Below are 17,212 nucleotides of genomic sequence, written 5' to 3'. Positions count from 1 at the left end.
ACGCACGGTTTTTTTACCGTTCGAGGGGATGACAAATTGATTCGTATACTAGTAGTGGATGATCATGTTGTCGTACGTTCTGGCCTCATGGCCCTATTGGACGGCAAAAATGGTATTAAGGTCGTAGGAGATGCAGCAGACGGGGATGAGGCGATCCGTAAAGCAGTAGAGCTACAACCTAATGTCGTACTCATGGATTTTAGCATGCCACCTGGCAAAGATGGTCTCACGGCAACCACTGAATTAAAAAAACAGTTGCCCGATACAGAAGTCCTTATTTTAACGATGCATGACGATGAAGAATATCTGTTCCGAGCCATTCAGGCTGGAGCATCCGGATATATTTTAAAAAGCGCACCTCACGAGGAGTTACTCGCTGCCATCCAGTCTGTGGCCGAAGGTAGTGCCTATTTGTACCCGAATGCAACCAAACGACTGATGAGTGAATATCTGGACAAAATCAAACAGGAAGGCATAGCCGGACCCTATGAATCCTTGTCTGAGCGGGAAAAAGAGATTCTATCGTGGGTAGCCAAAGGATATGCCAACAAGGAAATTGCCGAGCACCTGGTGATTAGCGTCAAAACCGTAGAGTCCCATAAAAGCAATCTTATGGAGAAGCTTAACTTGAAAACACGACCTGAGCTAGTCAAATTCGCACTAAAAAAGGGGCTGCTCCATTATGAATGAACCTTCTAACCCTTTACTGCAGCATGCCTTTGGTGAATCAACCGATAAACTGCTGAATGATCTGGAAATTTATATACCAGAATCCCCTTTTCTTCATGCGCTGCGTAACTCACTCCACCAATTATCCAATCTGAAATTTGCTCTAGATACGTCTTCCATCGTTGCTTTGACCGATCATCGAGGTATTATTCAGTACGTAAACGACAAGTTCTGTGAGATTTCGCAATACAGTCGTGAAGAGCTGATCGGTCAGGATCATCGTCTTATTAATTCAGGCTATCATACCTCTGCCTTCATGAAAAACCTGTGGACTACGATCCGTTCAGGTGAGGTATGGCAAGGAGAAATACGTAATCGTGCTAAAGATAACAGCTACTATTGGGTGAATACTACGATCGTTCCGTTTATGGACGAGGAAGGTAAACCCTATCAGTACTTAGCGATCCGCAATGAGGTCACTAAACTGAAGAAAGTAGAAGCAGAACTCCAGTCTATGATGACGCAAGTCATGCAAATACAGGAAGAAGAACGTAAACGCTTTTCAAGAGAGCTGCATGATGGGATAGGGCAAAGCTTGTTTTCACTTATTATCCAATTGGATAGCCAACTTGCCGAACAACCTAGTGCTACTCTGGAGAATCTTCGTTCGCAGGTGACCGACATCATCAAAGATGTTCGTGGTCTAGCGTGGGAACTTCGTCCCTCAGTTCTGGATGATCTGGGTGTCGTCCCAGCCATAAGAACCTATATTGAAAACTTCTGTTCTCATTACGGGATTGAGGTGCATTTTCAATGCACTTTACGTAAACGGGTTGATATTCGCAAGGAAATTGCAATTTATCGGATTGTACAAGAAGCATTAACGAATGTAGCCAAATACGCAGATGTAGCAGAGGCATATGTCGACGTCGAGGATCAAAATGAAATGATACAAGTGACCATTCGGGATGAGGGCATTGGATTCTCTGGAAAGTCCCAAGGAGAGGGAGTTGGATTGTTCAGTATGGAAGAACGAGCTAGAGGGGTAGGGGGATTTATGAGCATAACCTCTGCTCCAGACAAGGGAACCTCCATCCAGCTGACCATTCCCGTGTAAAAACTGTCCACTAAATCGGTTATCGGTGTATGCCTGTTGTATGATCAGAACGATATACACCGATACCGAAGATTATGGATAATCAACACATTGTGGATTACATGAGGATAAATACAAAAAAAAGAGAGAGCTCTGTCCCCAGACAGGCTCTCTTTATTTATAAGGTGTCACCACTGAGGCAACAAGAATCCGCTATAGCAAAAAGCGGGTGATGGGAATCGAACCCACGCTACCAGCTTGGAAGGCTGGAGTTCTACCATTGAACTACACCCGCAAATCAGTATCGGGATGACACGATTTGAACATGCGACCCCCTGGTCCCAAACCAGGTGCTCTACCAAGCTGAGCTACATCCCGACATTATACATTTTTTTTAAGAAATGGCGCGCCCTGAGAGATTCGAACTCCCGGCCTTTTGATTCGTAGTCAAACGCTCTATCCAGCTGAGCTAAGGGCGCATATTAAATTCCATAATGAGTAGTCAAGGCGCCACCCAGATTTGAACTGGGGAATGAAGCTTTTGCAGAGCTTTGCCTTACCACTTGGCTATGGCGCCGTATGGATAATGGAGCGGACGACGGGAATCGAACCCGCGACCCTCGCCTTGGCAAGGCGATGCTCTACCGCTGAGCCACGTCCGCAAAATATGGTGCGGTCGAGAGGACTCGAACCTCCACGGGGGGTTAGCCCACACGGACCTGAACCGTGCGCGTCTGCCAATTCCGCCACGACCGCAAAATAATTATAAATGGTGAGCCATGAAGGACTCGAACCTTCGACACCCTGATTAAAAGTCAGGTGCTCTACCAACTGAGCTAATGGCTCTTAATGGCTGGGGATATAGGATTTGAACCTATGCATGACGGAGTCAAAGTCCGTTGCCTTACCGCTTGGCTAATCCCCAATAGATTAAGAATAAAGGGCGGCCGATGGGGCTTGAACCCACGAATGCCGGAGTCACAGTCCGGTGCGTTAACCACTTCGCCACGACCGCCATATGATTATGAAAAGACTGGTGGAGGATGATGGATTCGAACCACCGAACCCGTAAGGGAGCAGATTTACAGTCTGATGCGTTTGGCCACTTCGCTAATCCTCCAAAATGGTGCCGGCGAGAGGACTTGAACCCCCAACCTACTGATTACAAGTCAGTTGCTCTACCAGTTGAGCTACACCGGCACATTACTCAATTCCCACTTGAAAGGTGGCTCGGGACGGAATCGAACCGCCGACACGAGGATTTTCAGTCCTCTGCTCTACCGACTGAGCTACCGAGCCATATTTTATTTTATTACTACATCATATAATCCGCACTATATATGCCAATTATATATGAAGTTAAAATGGCGGAACTGACGGGATTCGAACCCGCGATCTCCTGCGTGACAGGCAGGCATGTTAGGCCTCTACACCACAGTTCCAGAGGCATTTCCAACAGGAAATTAATTGCGGGGGTAGGATTTGAACCTACGACCTTCGGGTTATGAGCCCGACGAGCTACCGAACTGCTCCACCCCGCGACATTAAAAGGCATTTCTCAATTTTCTTATGGTGGAGGCTGAGGGGATCGAACCCCCGACCCTCTGCTTGTAAGGCAGATGCTCTCCCAGCTGAGCTAAGCCTCCATATTATGACCCGTAGGGGATTCGAACCCCTGTTACCTCCGTGAAAGGGAGGTGTCTTAACCCCTTGACCAACGGGCCTTGCAAAATAAGTTCTGGTTTCAATAAATTTATGGCGGAGAGAGAGGGATTCGAACCCTCGCACCACTTTCGCAGTCTAACCCCTTAGCAGAGGGTCCCCTTATAGCCACTTGGGTATCTCTCCGAGTAGCGGCAGAGGGGATCGAACCCCCGACCTCACGGGTATGAACCGTACGCTCTAGCCAGCTGAGCTACGCCGCCACCTTATATATAAAATTCAGAAATATTCAAAACATGGCTCCCCGAACAGGACTCGAACCTGTGACAACTCGATTAACAGTCGAGTGCTCTACCAACTGAGCTATCAGGGAATATTGGTGGAGCCAAGCGGGATCGAACCGCTGACCTCCTGCGTGCAAGGCAGGCGCTCTCCCAGCTGAGCTATGGCCCCAATCTTTTTGTTATTCTGGAAGTGGTGGGCCTTAGTGGACTCGAACCACCGACCTCACCCTTATCAGGGGTGCGCTCTAACCAGCTGAGCTAAAGGCCCTAACATGCAAAACTTCATTATCCTTTGAAGGATATCGCTTGGCGACGTCCTACTCTCCCAGGACCCTGCGGTCCAAGTACCATCGGCGCTGGAGGGCTTAACGGTCGTGTTCGGGATGGGTACGTGTGGAACCCCTCCGCTATCGCCACCAAACATGAATTTGCTGTGCAAATTCTACCGTGTGGTTATTCGGTTCATCACTTATCGTGTGAATGAATAGCCATGCGCTTGTATGTATGTATTTCTACATACCTTCAAGGTTACACCCTGAAAACTGGATCCGAAACTCATTTGCATTTTATTTTTTAGGATAAGCCCTCGACCGATTAGTATTGGTCAGCTCCATGCATTACTGCACTTCCACCCCCAACCTATCTACCTCGTCGTCTTCAAGGGGTCTTACTAATTGGGAAATCTCATCTTGAGGGGGGCTTCACGCTTAGATGCTTTCAGCGCTTATCCCTTCCGTACATAGCTACCCAGCGGTGCTCCTGGCGGAACAACTGGTACACCAGCGGTACGTCCATCCCGGTCCTCTCGTACTAAGGACAGCTCCTCTCAAATTTCCTACGCCCACGACAGATAGGGACCGAACTGTCTCACGACGTTCTGAACCCAGCTCGCGTACCGCTTTAATGGGCGAACAGCCCAACCCTTGGGACCTACTTCAGCCCCAGGATGCGATGAGCCGACATCGAGGTGCCAAACCTCCCCGTCGATGTGGACTCTTGGGGGAGATAAGCCTGTTATCCCCAGGGTAGCTTTTATCCGTTGAGCGATGGCCCTTCCATGCGGTACCACCGGATCACTAAGCCCGACTTTCGTCCCTGCTCGACTTGTAGGTCTCGCAGTCAAGCTCCCTTCTGCCTTTGCACTCTTCGAATGATTTCCAACCATTCTGAGGGAACCTTGGGGCGCCTCCGTTACTCTTTAGGAGGCGACCGCCCCAGTCAAACTGCCCACCTGACACTGTCCTCGCACCGGATCACGGTACCAAGTTAGAACCTAGATACGATCAGGGTGGTATCCCAAGGATGCCTCCTCTCAAGCTGGCGCTCAAGATTCAACGGCTCCCACCTATCCTGTACAGATCGTACCCAAATTCAATATCAAGCTGCAGTAAAGCTCCATGGGGTCTTTCCGTCTTGTCGCGGGTAACCTGCATCTTCACAGGTATTAAAATTTCACCGGATCTCTCGTTGAGACAGCGCCCAAGTCGTTACGCCATTCGTGCGGGTCAGAATTTACCTGACAAGGAATTTCGCTACCTTAGGACCGTTATAGTTACGGCCGCCGTTTACTGGGGCTTCGGTTCATAGCTTCGCCCCGAAGGGCTTACCACTCCCCTTAACCTTCCAGCACCGGGCAGGCGTCAGCCCGTATACTTCGCCTTGCGGCTTCGCACAGACCTGTGTTTTTGCTAAACAGTCGCTTGGGCCTTTTCACTGCGGCCCCCTCGGGCTATTCACCCTACCGAGGCACCCCTTCTCCCGAAGTTACGGGGTCATTTTGCCGAGTTCCTTAACGAGAGTTCTTCCGCGCGCCTTAGAATTCTCTTCTCGCCTACCTGTGTCGGTTTGCGGTACGGGCACCTTCTCCTGGCTAGAGGCTTTTCTTGGCAGTCTGAGATCATGACCTTCGCTACTATAATTTTCGCTCCCCATCACAGCCCAGCCTTAACGATGTGCGGATTTGCCTACACATCAGCCTCACTGCTTAGACGGACATCCATCAGTCCGCGTCACTACCCTACTGCGTCACCCCATCGCTCATAACGGATTACGGTGGTACAGGAATTTCGACCTGTTGTCCTTCGACTACGCCTATCGGCCTCGCCTTAGGTCCCGACTTACCCTGAGCGGACGAACCTTCCTCAGGAACCCTTAGGCTTTCGGCGGATCTGATTCTCACAGATCTTTTCGTTACTCATACCGGCATTCTCACTTGAATGCAGTCCAGCGCTCCTTACGGTACACCTTCAACCCGCATTCAACGCTCCCCTACCCCTGATGCAAGCATCAAGCCATAGCTTCGGTGGTGTGTTTAGCCCCGTTACATTTTCGGCGCAGAGTCACTCGACCAGTGAGCTATTACGCACTCTTTCAATGGTGGCTGCTTCTAAGCCAACATCCTGGTTGTCTGTGCAACTCCACATCCTTTCCCACTTAACACACACTTGGGGACCTTAGCTGATGGTCTGGGCTGTTTCCCTTTCGACAATGGATCTTAGCACTCACTGTCTGACTCCCGGAACTAAATCTATGGCATTCGGAGTTTGACTGAGCTTGGTAACCCTTGCGGGCCCCGCACCCAATCAGTGCTCTACCTCCACGATTCTTCTTTCCGAGGCTAGCCCTAAAGCTATTTCGGGGAGAACCAGCTATCTCCGGGTTCGATTGGAATTTCTCCGCTACCCCCACCTCATCCCCGCATTTTTCAACATGCGTGGGTTCGGGCCTCCAGTGCGTGTTACCGCACCTTCACCCTGGACAGGGGTAGATCACCCGGTTTCGGGTCTACGTCCACGTACTAAAGATCGCCCTATTCAGACTCGCTTTCGCTGCGGCTTCAGCTCTTCACCTTAACCTTGCACGGGAACGTAACTCGCCGGTTCATTCTACAAAAGGCACGCCATCACCCATAGATCGGGCTCTGACTTCTTGTAAGCACACGGTTTCAGGATCTATTTCACTCCCCTTCCGGGGTGCTTTTCACCTTTCCCTCACGGTACTGCTTCACTATCGGTCGCCAGGGAGTATTTAGCCTTGGCAGATGGTCCTGCCGGATTCATACGGGGTTTCACGTGCCCCGCACTACTCGGGATCCGTCTCGGAGAGAACAAGTTTTGAACTACAGGGCTTTTACCTTCTCTGGCGGGCCTTTCCAGACCTCTTCATCTAACCGGTTCCTTTGTAACTCCATGTGAGACGTCCCACAACCCCAAGGAGCAAGCTCCTTGGTTTGGGCTAATCCGCGTTCGCTCGCCGCTACTGACGGAATCACTATTGTTTTCTCTTCCTCAGGGTACTTAGATGTTTCAGTTCCCCTGGTCTGCCTCTATTCTGCCTATGTATTCAGCAGAAAGTGACTGTCGATGAAGACAGCCGGGTTTCCCCATTCGGACATCCCCGGATCAAAGCTTGCTTACAGCTCCCCGAGGCCTTATCGTTGTTCGCCACGTCCTTCGTCGGCTCCTGGCGCCTAGGCATCCTCCGTGTGCTCTTTGTAGCTTAACCTAGACTTTTCTTTCAAAGAAAGAAAATGTCGATGTTTGATAAAGAATGATTTTTGCTAAAAGCAAAATATCTTTCCTTACCTGCTACCTTTATTTCACTTGTTTACACAAGATCAGCTTAAAGGAATATTCTAAAACGCAATTTCGTTTCGGTATCCAGTTTTCAAGGTGCAAAGCTGTAAAAAACCAGCTTTTTTGAGAGTTTGAGCTCTCAAAACTGAGCAACGAGTGAGTAACAGGCCTAAACCTGAGTTTTGAAGCTAATGCTTCATATTTGAATGTTTCCATTGCAGGAAACGATTCTCCATAGAAAGGAGGTGATCCAGCCGCACCTTCCGATACGGCTACCTTGTTACGACTTCACCCCAATCATCTACCCCACCTTCGGCGGCTGGCTCCCTTGCGGGTTACCCCACCGACTTCGGGTGTTGTAAACTCTCGTGGTGTGACGGGCGGTGTGTACAAGACCCGGGAACGTATTCACCGCGGCATGCTGATCCGCGATTACTAGCAATTCCGACTTCATGTAGGCGAGTTGCAGCCTACAATCCGAACTGAGACCGGCTTTTCTAGGATTGGCTCCACCTCGCGATTTCGCTTCCCGTTGTACCGGCCATTGTAGTACGTGTGTAGCCCAGGTCATAAGGGGCATGATGATTTGACGTCATCCCCACCTTCCTCCGGTTTGTCACCGGCAGTCTGCTTAGAGTGCCCAGCTTGACCTGCTGGCAACTAAGCATAAGGGTTGCGCTCGTTGCGGGACTTAACCCAACATCTCACGACACGAGCTGACGACAACCATGCACCACCTGTCTCCTCTGTCCCGAAGGAAAGGCCTATCTCTAGACCGATCAGAGGGATGTCAAGACCTGGTAAGGTTCTTCGCGTTGCTTCGAATTAAACCACATACTCCACTGCTTGTGCGGGTCCCCGTCAATTCCTTTGAGTTTCAGTCTTGCGACCGTACTCCCCAGGCGGAATGCTTAATGTGTTAACTTCGGCACCAAGGGTATCGAAACCCCTAACACCTAGCATTCATCGTTTACGGCGTGGACTACCAGGGTATCTAATCCTGTTTGCTCCCCACGCTTTCGCGCCTCAGCGTCAGTTACAGCCCAGAGAGTCGCCTTCGCCACTGGTGTTCCTCCACATCTCTACGCATTTCACCGCTACACGTGGAATTCCACTCTCCTCTTCTGCACTCAAGCTCCCCAGTTTCCAGTGCGACCCGAAGTTGAGCCTCGGGATTAAACACCAGACTTAAAGAGCCGCCTGCGCGCGCTTTACGCCCAATAATTCCGGACAACGCTTGCCCCCTACGTATTACCGCGGCTGCTGGCACGTAGTTAGCCGGGGCTTTCTTCTCAGGTACCGTCACTCTTGTAGCAGTTACTCTACAAGACGTTCTTCCCTGGCAACAGAGCTTTACGATCCGAAAACCTTCATCACTCACGCGGCGTTGCTCCGTCAGGCTTTCGCCCATTGCGGAAGATTCCCTACTGCTGCCTCCCGTAGGAGTCTGGGCCGTGTCTCAGTCCCAGTGTGGCCGATCACCCTCTCAGGTCGGCTACGCATCGTCGCCTTGGTAGGCCTTTACCCCACCAACTAGCTAATGCGCCGCAGGCCCATCCACAAGTGACAGATTGCTCCGTCTTTCCTCCCTCTCCCATGCAGGAAAAGGATGTATCGGGTATTAGCTACCGTTTCCGGTAGTTATCCCTGTCTTGTGGGCAGGTTGCCTACGTGTTACTCACCCGTCCGCCGCTAGGTTGTGTAGAAGCAAGCTTCTACACAACCCCGCTCGACTTGCATGTATTAGGCACGCCGCCAGCGTTCGTCCTGAGCCAGGATCAAACTCTCCATTAAAGACCAACCGAAGTTGGTTTATAGAAAGAGCGATAAGCTCATTTTGAAACTGACGAGATAAAATATCTCTTGTTTGATTTTGCGAACAAAATCGTTTTACTCACTCGTTGTTCAGTTTTCAAAGATCAAACATTTCTCTTGCGCCGCGTTTTTCAGCAGCTATAAGATCATACCATGTTCGTTTCAAAAATGCAAGGGTTATTTTTTTCTTTTTTTGAAGATCATTTCACCCAAGCTTTTCGCTTTTGAAACTGCTGTTTTGTTGTCAGCTCAAATAATATATCATAAACCCAAGCAACTTAGCAAGCACTTTTTTTCATTTTTTTATTTCATCATAAATCCACTCATCTTCCAGCTCATTTAAATCATTCGAGGGGCTAGTTGCCCCTTCATTAGCTGATGACTTCCTCTGGCTTAAATACCTCTGCAGGCCAGTGCAGTTCCACACCTTGGCGAAGAAGAACATTTTGAAAACATCCAAGATGCTCTGCTGATCGGCTCACTTCAATGGGATATACTTCGTTGGAGACACAGTAAGCCGCCAGGCTTCCCGCTGATTCTCCTATATTCCATTCTGTAGGATGCAATCGATAGCAGCCATTGGCTATTTGGGTCATCCCTATATTTTTGCAGGCAGGAAGTAAATTGCGCACTCTCACCGGAATAAGTGAGCCCAATGGAATTTCATAGGGATAGTTAGGGATGTAGAATGTTCGCTGAGATACCGTAGTTGGATGAAGATCCAAATGATAGCTACCCACACCTACACTGTCTGTATATCGCTTTGGCCCCTCCTCCCCCCGAAGCTCACGACTTACATCAAACTCAGATATCATATACTTGGCCTGAATTCGGCGTGACTCGCGAATATAAGCCGTTTTAGCCAGACCGTCAGATGTGCCGAGAATATCACCCCTTGGTCGAATTCCCGGATAGCCGAACCCTCCATCTAACCGGGGCGCTTCGGTTTGAAGCCAATATATTAATGAACGAGTCAACTCACGCGCTCCTTCTCGATGTTTTGCCTGCTCCTGAGCGGTAACACCGATCAATGGCCCTAGGTAATAATCATTTTGCGCCCAGTTTAAAAGAGTTACCTCACCATCATTTAGCGGTTTGCTCCATATCGAGGGATCTACAATACGACGATAATCCCATAAGGATACAATGCCCTGATCGTTAGGAAACAATGTGAACTGTTTTAGTTTACTGGTATCATCCGCGTCAGTAGCAAACCAGCTCAAAATCGGAAAACGGGAAAAGGAAGGAATATAATTTCTCCAGAAATCATATTGTTGCGGCCGCTCTATAATGAAGCTTTCCTGGGGAATATAGTCTACGGCAGCCACATGTGTAATAGATTGCATATCAAAAGGGTTAGCACACTCCAGTGCATGAGGTTCACCCGTAGCAGCCCGCGACTCCGCTCCACTCGTATGCTCCACGCCCGCCATCGGAAGGAGATCACCACACTCTGTCGCATCCAGATAAATCGTTCCGTGCAGCACTCTAAATCCACACTTATGATCAGCGCTATTCGAGGTACGGACAGTTACAGAAGTAATACAGTCCCCATCCGTCTGAACGGCAATAGGCACGGTGTGATAGTATACATGAACGCGCCCCGTATTCAAATAAGGAGCGAGCATATCTTCAAGCACCCGCAGAGCTACCCGTGGTTCATGAGCCAGACGGCTTACCCAACCGTTCCCAGGGTTGAGAATGGGGTTATTTCGAGCTTCTTCGGTTAACGGATAGTTCTGACGGTAATAGTCACGTACACGATTACGGAACTCACGGTATGTTGCTGTGCAACCAAACTGTTCGATCCATCGATGCTCATCTGGGGGAACCGCCTGTGAAGTTAACTGCCCCCCTAACCAGTCCGTCTCCTCTGTCACGATGACTCTCATGCCAGCCTTCGCCGCCGCAAGAGCTGCCGATGTCCCCCCTAGACCTCCGCCAATCACAACAATGTCGGTATCAAGCCGTTTTTGCGTCATGGTTCGTTCCCCTTTCATTCTTGTACTAGGACCCGCTCATTTCGAAGGCAAGCCGTGCAGCGCCGATGATTCCAGCACGATTGCCCAACAATGCCCGACTTACTTCCGTTTGAACTCCAAATTGGTGCAGATGCTTTTCCAGCATGGGCCACCAGACCTCTCCCGTGTCCGCTACTCCTCCGCCTACAATGATCCCCTCAGGATCAAGAGTCACCGAGATGTTAGCTAGAAGTACAGCTAAATCTGCGGTGTATTCATCCAGCACCTGGATTGCCTCCTGGTTACCGTGAACGGCCTCTTTCACAATCTCGTTTCCCGAGCGGTACAATTTACCGACGTGTTCCCTACCTCGACGTAACAGGGCGCTCCCCGATACATATTGCTCGGCGCACCCTTTTTTTCCGCAATTACAGGGGTGTCCTCCGGGGTATAGAATACTGTGCCCCCAATCACCGCCGCTCCAATGAGCCCCTCTGCACAAGAGGCCATTTTCCATATATGCACCTCCGACACCTGTTCCCAACGTGAGCATCACCAAGCGTCGCTTGCCCTTCCCCGCTCCCTGCCACGCTTCTCCAAGTAAAGCGGCGTTCGCATCATTATCAGCAACCGCTCGTAAAGCCAGTTTTTCTCTAGCCCACGTTACTAAGGATGTACCTTGCCAGCCAGGTAGGTTATCTGTGGCATACACAACTACGCCGCTCTCCACATTTACTCGGCCAGCAGTAGCAATGCCTAGAGCACCTATATCTATATAGGCACCGATGCTGGTATCCCCAAAAGAACGCAACAGTCCGAGCACAGATTCTGACACCTGCGACAACACCCATTCACGTCCACGGGAAGCGTCCGTATCCAGCCGAATTTCATCAAGCACCGATCCGTCCCGTGCCACTATGGCGGCCTTCACCGATGTGCCCCCAATGTCGATTCCAATGACTCTGTTCACAGCAGCTACCACCACACCAACCTCCTTGTTGCCCTACATAAAAGCTTACTAGCTCTTTGTACAAACCTTCTATTAATAGCAATACTTGAAATAGCCATTCATAAGCACCACAAACACAAGTCATTGAACTGTCGGAGCACAAGTTTCAATTCACAACTGAAAAATCTCAATAGCTTCGTTCAATAACGGCCCTCGCTGTTTTTTCCTTCATCTGTTTGGTGTGATTCGTATGCTTGCGAGCAAGCCCTTCGCAGATGAGGTCAATCACGAATAGTTGTGAGATTTTAGCACCGATTGAACCACCTTCTATTGGAGCTTCCTTGCCTGCGGTCAGCAACACGATATCCGCAATGGAGGTAATGGGTGATTTCGCATAATTTGTAATCGCGATAACCGTTGCACCGTTTTGCTTGGCTTTATGCAGCATATCGTTCGTATCCAGCGTACTTCCTGATACACTGATGCCGATAGCCACATCACCCGGGTTCATGGACACCGCCATCATCGACTGAATATGTCCGTCTGCCACAGCCTCGGCGCGACGCCCGATCCGTAAGAAACGGTTTTTAGCATCCTGCGCAGAAATTCCCGAAGCGCCCACACCGAAAAATTGAACATAGCCCGCTTGATCGAGACACGCAATCGCACGACCAAGCTCTGAATGGTCCAGCAGCCCCATACTGGAGTGCAAAATATCGAGCATGTTGTGATACACCGTACGCGTAATATCTTGCTCGTCATCTGGGTCGATGTTCTCCTCGCCCATATCAGTTTTACGATAAGTCTGGTTTTGCGCCAGGGACAGTCGGAAATCCTGATAGCCTTTGAAACCAATCTTCCGGCAAAAGCGCATGACGGTCGTTTCACCTGTACCTGCAAAATCCGCCAGCTCTGTCACGGAGAAATATATGATGTCTGCGGGATGCTCCAGTACGCACAAGGCGACTTTCTGCTCCGATTTCGTTAATGAAGGATAATACGTGTTAATTCGGTCGTTCATCTCCATAGATGCATTTCACTGCCTTCCTTGCGGCATCGGCAAACCGCTGCGTAATCAATTGGGGTCTGGTAATTGCCGAGCCTACGACCACTGCATGTGCTCCCATTCGGAATGCTTCCTCAACCTGCGCCGGATCATAGATTTTGCCCTCTGCAATTAAAGGAACGGGAACCAGTTCTGACGCTCTCCGAACCAGCTCCAGATCAGGACCCTCAATCCGAGTAGAGTACGGCGTATACCCGGATAACGTGGTGGATACGCAGTCTGCGCCAAGGGAGGCCGCATGAAGCGCCTCCTCCAGTGTCGAAATGTCTGCCATGGAAGTAACTCCCTGCTCATGGGCATAATCTAGGAGCCTCTTCAGCTTGCATCCCGCTGGGCGCGGTCGTAATGTGGCATCCAGCGCAATGATATCCGCGCCTGCCTCCACCAGTTCCTCCATTTCACGAAGGGTAGGCGTAATGTAAATATCAGAATCATCATAATCCCGCTTAATCAAGCCAATGACTGGTAGAGAAATCGCCTGTTTAATCGCACGTACATCCGATGCGCCATTGGCGCGAATCGCTACAGCTCCACCTTGCTGTGCGGCAAGCGCCATTTTGACCATAGAATCTGCTCCATGCAACGGTTCGCCTGGCAGCGCCTGACAGGATACGATCAGTCCGTGCTGAACTTTGGATAACACACCTTCCATTCCCATAGGAATCACCCTCTCTTCTCGGCATGATGCCGTACGGTTAATCCGACTTCAAAGGTGCGGTTCCACGGCATGTAGCAATCTGTAATTTCCACGCGGCCTTCCGGCCCGTTCACATATTCATTGAGCGCCTGCTCCAGCCGTCCGCGAATAACCGCAGCAACCGAGCCTCTCGGTCCGTCAAGCATAAACTTGGTAAAACCCATCTGCTCCACAATCCCGTTATTCATAGCCGTACGTACCACAGCGCAATAACAGGCATCCTCGGTGTAGCGCAGCGACAGAAAATCCAAATGTTCCTCCGTAGAGCCATAGTGGGTATACAGCATAGACTGGGCAATGACGGTGCCCAGCGTATTAGAACTGGTATTCCAGCCTGCATAACCCGCCAGCTTAAAAAGCAGTCCTTTTTGCTTCAATAGTCTAATTAGCTTGAGATCTGCTCCGTTGGCGTAGCCCACATCAGCAATTGCAACATTTTGACCTGCATATTGCAGCATATAAGAACCGTACTCAACCAGCTCTACTACATTCCGATGTACATCATATCCGGTCATTGCACGCTGCTGGGATGAAGCTTCTGCCATCGTGTCACCGGGTGTGTTAGCCAACAAAATCAAATCAGCCTCCATTGCTGAGGAAGCTATTAGCCCACCTGCCGCCATAATCTGATATTTTAAGGTTTCGTAAAAATAGCGATCTTCAAAAAGCGGAACTACGAATGCCCCCTGCAAAGCAGACAATCGAGGATACACCAGTGGGACTACGTTATTCATCTTGTTAACCCAACGAGCCAGCAACGTACAACCCACTTCATCTGCCCCCGGGTACATGTATACATTCAAATCCAGCCCAAGCTCAGAAATACGACTTCTTAGCCGCTGCTGATCCTTGGCGGTATAGCCGTAGGGAGCCGAATCATCCTGTGGGATGATCATAAAATCAATGATACCTTCTGCTACGAGATCCAGTGCAACCTCATTGGCCTCCAAATTCACATGGCGACGTCCCAGATAATCATCCAGTATTTCCATTGGCAAACGCTCGCTGATATCAGCTAATTCGAGCAACTCTTCTGAGGTAGCGATCCCCAGCTCCTGACGATGCTCAATGAAGCCCTTTCTGAATATCTCACGACCCCAATCGGCATAGTAATCCGGTTCTTCATCAGCCAAAGAGTATTGCGGACAACGCATAATCAGTTGAAATGCATACAGAGTCAGTTGCGGATATAGCTGCTTTAGCTTGCGAAGCCGATTCACTCTATCTCTGACCTGCTCGCTCGACATACCGTGTAGTCGAGAAGGTACGATTCCTCCGTACAGCAACGTATCCATCGCAACAATGGCTCCATCAGCAGTCGCTGCGCGTTCTTCGAGCCATGCCCATAGTCTGGTCGTATCGCCAGGGGTTTTCTTTTGTCCCATCCATTCTAATGGGGGCCGCTCCATTTCCAAGTCTGTGCCTTGTGCCAGTAAATAAGGAAATTGATAATTACAGGGCCGCTCATCCAGCGGTATAAAAAGTAATCGGGTGTTTGACCTCACCGTACATTCCACCTCTCCTGAAAATTACCGTTATCCTAACGGCAAATGATTATTTTCAGGGCAGCTATGCTGCCTTGGTTTCTTAATCCATCGCAAACACTCACAAGATCAGCCGATATTTGCCTTGTTCATCCTGATCGACATAACCCCACTGCGCGGCGGCTCGGATCGCCGGATTGCTACCCAGCCGAGCCTCCGCTTCTAAGCAAGCAGTGATACCGCGTCGCAGTTCTCCTGCGATTTCGTCCGTCAGAGGCGACGGCTCTGGCCCTTCAACTGCTTCGCTCGACGTGCTGCTCTCCCCCGACTGTGCATCGTCCTGTCGCTCGCTGCTGAGCGCAGCTTGACGCAGCACCTGCCACAGGCCCGCGTCCAGCTCGGCACGTTCCAGCCACGGCGCGGCTTGGGACACGAACCCTGCGGCTAGATCATCGGCAGGCACGTTCCGTAGGACGCTCACCGCCTGAAGTAGCCGCTCAAAGTACATATCCAGCGCAGGGATATCGCGCATTTTCAAAGCAAGGTCCACGTCCTCATACGTGTTGCCGCCTAATCGGCTGTTCCTGTTTTGACGACAGAAAAACATCAGTTCATCCGCACGCTCTCCCGCTAACTCCCGCGCAGCCCATTCCCAAGATAGCTCAGGCATATACCGTTCACTGTTCCACATGTAGTGGGACATCGTGATGAGCGTCACTTTGGAGCATTCCCACTGATTCATCGGGTTGGCCACCATACCGGTATGTCCGCAGTCCGGTAGCCCGGAATACCGTCCGCGCAGCGGATCAAGGAATAACCGATCATGGTCACAATCATTCACCGGGATGTTATCCCACAGCCACAGCTCATGCCCAAAGTATGCATGATTATCAGCGGCGTGCTCGCGGCTAATCTGTGGGGCAAAAACAAAGTACCCCGTCCAGAACACCTTAATCTCCGGATGCAGCCGCTCACGGAAATCCTTTTTGTATTCGGTATCCCAATATGACCAATATTCCGAAGGACAGACCGTCAGCGTAAATTCAGGCAGTCGTTCAGCCAGCCATGCATGCACCTTGTTCGTCAAAAAGACATGAGCGTGACCCGAGCGGCCCAGCAAATGTCGATTTTCCCCTTTGAGTACATAGTCAATGTCATCCATTAATACAGAAAAATGATGTACGCCAATCGCAATCACGGCCGCCAGCTTTTCCGTCAATTTGAGGAAATCTTCATCGCTGCCAAAGCTCAGGTCGTTCCCTGGGCTGATACAATAATGAAAATCAACCTCATGCCGTTCGCAGGCTTCCTTTAATTCGCGGATCTGGTCAAACGTATCCTCAGGGTACGGTTCTCTCCATAGCTCACGATGATATGGATCATCCTTGGGGGCATACATGAACGTGTTCATCCGGTGCGTAGCCATAAAACGGACGGCATCCAGCCGATCCGCGAAACTCCACGGTTTCCCATAGAAGCCTTCAATAATTCCTCGGACCGGAAAGGAAGGCTCATCCCGGATAGACATCACCGGCAGAGCACATCGCTCCTGTTCCACCTGAAGCAGGAGATGCAGGGCATCCATGCCATATTTGAGCCCTCTTTTATTGGAAGCGTGGATTTCAATCCGCCCGTCCTTCTGAATGTCCAACCGATATCCGTCTGCAGCAAGCGTTCCGTCATATTCGAGCACCAACTGTACGCTTCCCCGTGTTTCAGTCGGTACACCCGGTCCTGGAGGTACAATGAGCTTGATCGGTCCCTCAGGGTCCAGCACACCTTCATACTCCTGATTCATTGCAAAGCGAGAGGACAGTTCACAGATCAGTCGCGGTTCGGAGATAACCAGCCTTTCCCCGCTGTCATACACATCACGAAAATAATATTGTATCTCCTGCCGTGATAGCCCATCACCTGAATGAGGCCCCATTCCTTTGGACAATTTCATCGCAAT

General features: G+C 50.3%; 8 protein-coding genes, 21 tRNA genes and 3 rRNA genes. 2 read left to right on the top strand and 30 right to left on the bottom strand.

What is annotated here, in order from left to right; genetic code table 11:
• Positions 1 to 36 precede the first annotated feature (36 nt).
• Both ACWGXJ_RS01790 and ACWGXJ_RS01785 read left to right on the top strand, forming a co-directional pair.
• A complete protein-coding gene (locus ACWGXJ_RS01790) occupies positions 37 to 690 on the top strand; it encodes a response regulator (protein WP_016818376.1) in 654 nt (217 codons plus the stop codon).
• Positions 683 to 1,786 carry a PAS domain-containing sensor histidine kinase gene (locus ACWGXJ_RS01785; protein WP_061832128.1) on the top strand — a complete coding sequence of 368 codons (1,104 nt, stop codon included), beginning with the start codon at positions 683 to 685 and terminating at the stop codon, positions 1,784 to 1,786. Before ACWGXJ_RS01790 ends, ACWGXJ_RS01785 begins: the two co-directional genes overlap by 8 nt.
• A 203-nt stretch (positions 1,787 to 1,989) precedes the next feature.
• On the opposite strand, the gene ACWGXJ_RS01780 is transcribed toward ACWGXJ_RS01785, so the two are convergent.
• The 30 genes from ACWGXJ_RS01780 to ACWGXJ_RS01635 form a co-directional block, all read right to left on the bottom strand.
• Positions 1,990 to 2,060, bottom strand: a tRNA-Gly gene (locus ACWGXJ_RS01780).
• 9 nt (positions 2,061 to 2,069) lie between these two features.
• Positions 2,070 to 2,143 (bottom strand) — tRNA-Pro (locus ACWGXJ_RS01775).
• Between the two features lie 24 nt (positions 2,144 to 2,167).
• Positions 2,168 to 2,244: transfer RNA gene (locus tag ACWGXJ_RS01770), tRNA-Arg, on the bottom strand.
• Positions 2,245 to 2,270: 26 nt separating this feature from the next.
• Positions 2,271 to 2,342: transfer RNA gene (locus ACWGXJ_RS01765), tRNA-Cys, on the bottom strand.
• A gap of 10 nt (positions 2,343 to 2,352) precedes the next feature.
• A tRNA-Gly gene (locus ACWGXJ_RS01760) sits at positions 2,353 to 2,427 on the bottom strand.
• Between the two features lie 6 nt (positions 2,428 to 2,433).
• Positions 2,434 to 2,521, bottom strand: a tRNA-Leu gene (locus ACWGXJ_RS01755).
• A 14-nt stretch (positions 2,522 to 2,535) separates the two neighbouring features.
• A tRNA-Lys gene (locus ACWGXJ_RS01750) sits at positions 2,536 to 2,611 on the bottom strand.
• A gap of 4 nt (positions 2,612 to 2,615) precedes the next feature.
• Positions 2,616 to 2,690: transfer RNA gene (locus tag ACWGXJ_RS01745), tRNA-Gln, on the bottom strand.
• 17 nt (positions 2,691 to 2,707) lie between these two features.
• A tRNA-His gene (locus ACWGXJ_RS01740) sits at positions 2,708 to 2,780 on the bottom strand.
• Between the two features lie 19 nt (positions 2,781 to 2,799).
• A tRNA-Tyr gene (locus ACWGXJ_RS01735) sits at positions 2,800 to 2,885 on the bottom strand.
• 4 nt (positions 2,886 to 2,889) lie between these two features.
• A tRNA-Thr gene (locus ACWGXJ_RS01730) sits at positions 2,890 to 2,965 on the bottom strand.
• A 26-nt stretch (positions 2,966 to 2,991) separates the two neighbouring features.
• A tRNA-Phe gene (locus tag ACWGXJ_RS01725) sits at positions 2,992 to 3,064 on the bottom strand.
• A gap of 66 nt (positions 3,065 to 3,130) precedes the next feature.
• Positions 3,131 to 3,207: transfer RNA gene (locus ACWGXJ_RS01720), tRNA-Asp, on the bottom strand.
• Between the two features lie 25 nt (positions 3,208 to 3,232).
• Positions 3,233 to 3,306 (bottom strand) — tRNA-Met (locus ACWGXJ_RS01715).
• Between the two features lie 29 nt (positions 3,307 to 3,335).
• Positions 3,336 to 3,411, bottom strand: a tRNA-Val gene (locus tag ACWGXJ_RS01710).
• A gap of 6 nt (positions 3,412 to 3,417) precedes the next feature.
• Positions 3,418 to 3,489 (bottom strand) — tRNA-Glu (locus tag ACWGXJ_RS01705).
• Between the two features lie 32 nt (positions 3,490 to 3,521).
• Positions 3,522 to 3,613 (bottom strand) — tRNA-Ser (locus ACWGXJ_RS01700).
• A 3-nt stretch (positions 3,614 to 3,616) separates the two neighbouring features.
• A tRNA-Met gene (locus tag ACWGXJ_RS01695) sits at positions 3,617 to 3,690 on the bottom strand.
• A gap of 34 nt (positions 3,691 to 3,724) precedes the next feature.
• Positions 3,725 to 3,800 (bottom strand) — tRNA-Asn (locus ACWGXJ_RS01690).
• 4 nt (positions 3,801 to 3,804) lie between these two features.
• Positions 3,805 to 3,880 (bottom strand) — tRNA-Ala (locus ACWGXJ_RS01685).
• A gap of 22 nt (positions 3,881 to 3,902) precedes the next feature.
• Positions 3,903 to 3,979: transfer RNA gene (locus tag ACWGXJ_RS01680), tRNA-Ile, on the bottom strand.
• A 36-nt stretch (positions 3,980 to 4,015) separates the two neighbouring features.
• Positions 4,016 to 4,132, bottom strand: a 5S ribosomal RNA gene (rrf, locus tag ACWGXJ_RS01675).
• 153 nt (positions 4,133 to 4,285) lie between these two features.
• Positions 4,286 to 7,215, bottom strand: a 23S ribosomal RNA gene (locus ACWGXJ_RS01670).
• A gap of 309 nt (positions 7,216 to 7,524) precedes the next feature.
• A 16S ribosomal RNA gene (locus ACWGXJ_RS01665) occupies positions 7,525 to 9,080 on the bottom strand.
• Together the 16S, 23S and 5S rRNA genes with 21 tRNA genes alongside form the textbook arrangement of a ribosomal RNA operon.
• Before the next feature lie 392 nt (positions 9,081 to 9,472).
• Complete coding sequence (locus tag ACWGXJ_RS01660; RefSeq protein WP_452566024.1) at positions 9,473 to 11,083, bottom strand: FAD-dependent oxidoreductase; 1,611 nt, start codon at positions 11,081 to 11,083, stop codon at positions 9,473 to 9,475.
• Between the two features lie 25 nt (positions 11,084 to 11,108).
• Complete coding sequence (locus ACWGXJ_RS01655) at positions 11,109 to 12,047, bottom strand: ROK family protein (protein ID WP_452566023.1); 939 nt, start codon at positions 12,045 to 12,047, stop codon at positions 11,109 to 11,111.
• 151 nt (positions 12,048 to 12,198) lie between these two features.
• Entirely contained in the window at positions 12,199 to 13,038 is an 840-nt protein-coding gene (locus tag ACWGXJ_RS01650) for a MurR/RpiR family transcriptional regulator (RefSeq protein ID WP_061832131.1), read from the bottom strand.
• Complete coding sequence (locus tag ACWGXJ_RS01645) at positions 13,016 to 13,735, bottom strand: N-acetylmannosamine-6-phosphate 2-epimerase (protein ID WP_452566022.1); 720 nt, start codon at positions 13,733 to 13,735, stop codon at positions 13,016 to 13,018. Before ACWGXJ_RS01645 ends, ACWGXJ_RS01650 begins: the two co-directional genes overlap by 23 nt.
• 5 nt (positions 13,736 to 13,740) lie before the next feature.
• Positions 13,741 to 15,279 (bottom strand): DUF4127 family protein, encoded by a 1,539-nt coding sequence (locus ACWGXJ_RS01640; protein WP_452566021.1) that lies wholly within the window; start codon positions 15,277 to 15,279, stop codon positions 13,741 to 13,743.
• A gap of 100 nt (positions 15,280 to 15,379) precedes the next feature.
• Complete coding sequence (locus tag ACWGXJ_RS01635) at positions 15,380 to 17,206, bottom strand: beta-N-acetylglucosaminidase domain-containing protein (RefSeq protein WP_452566020.1); 1,827 nt, start codon at positions 17,204 to 17,206, stop codon at positions 15,380 to 15,382.
• Between the last annotated feature and the right edge of the window lie 6 nt (positions 17,207 to 17,212).

It is taken from the genome of Paenibacillus sp. S33, from assembly GCF_053615415.1.
This window is presented reverse-complemented; position numbering and strand designations above follow the sequence as displayed.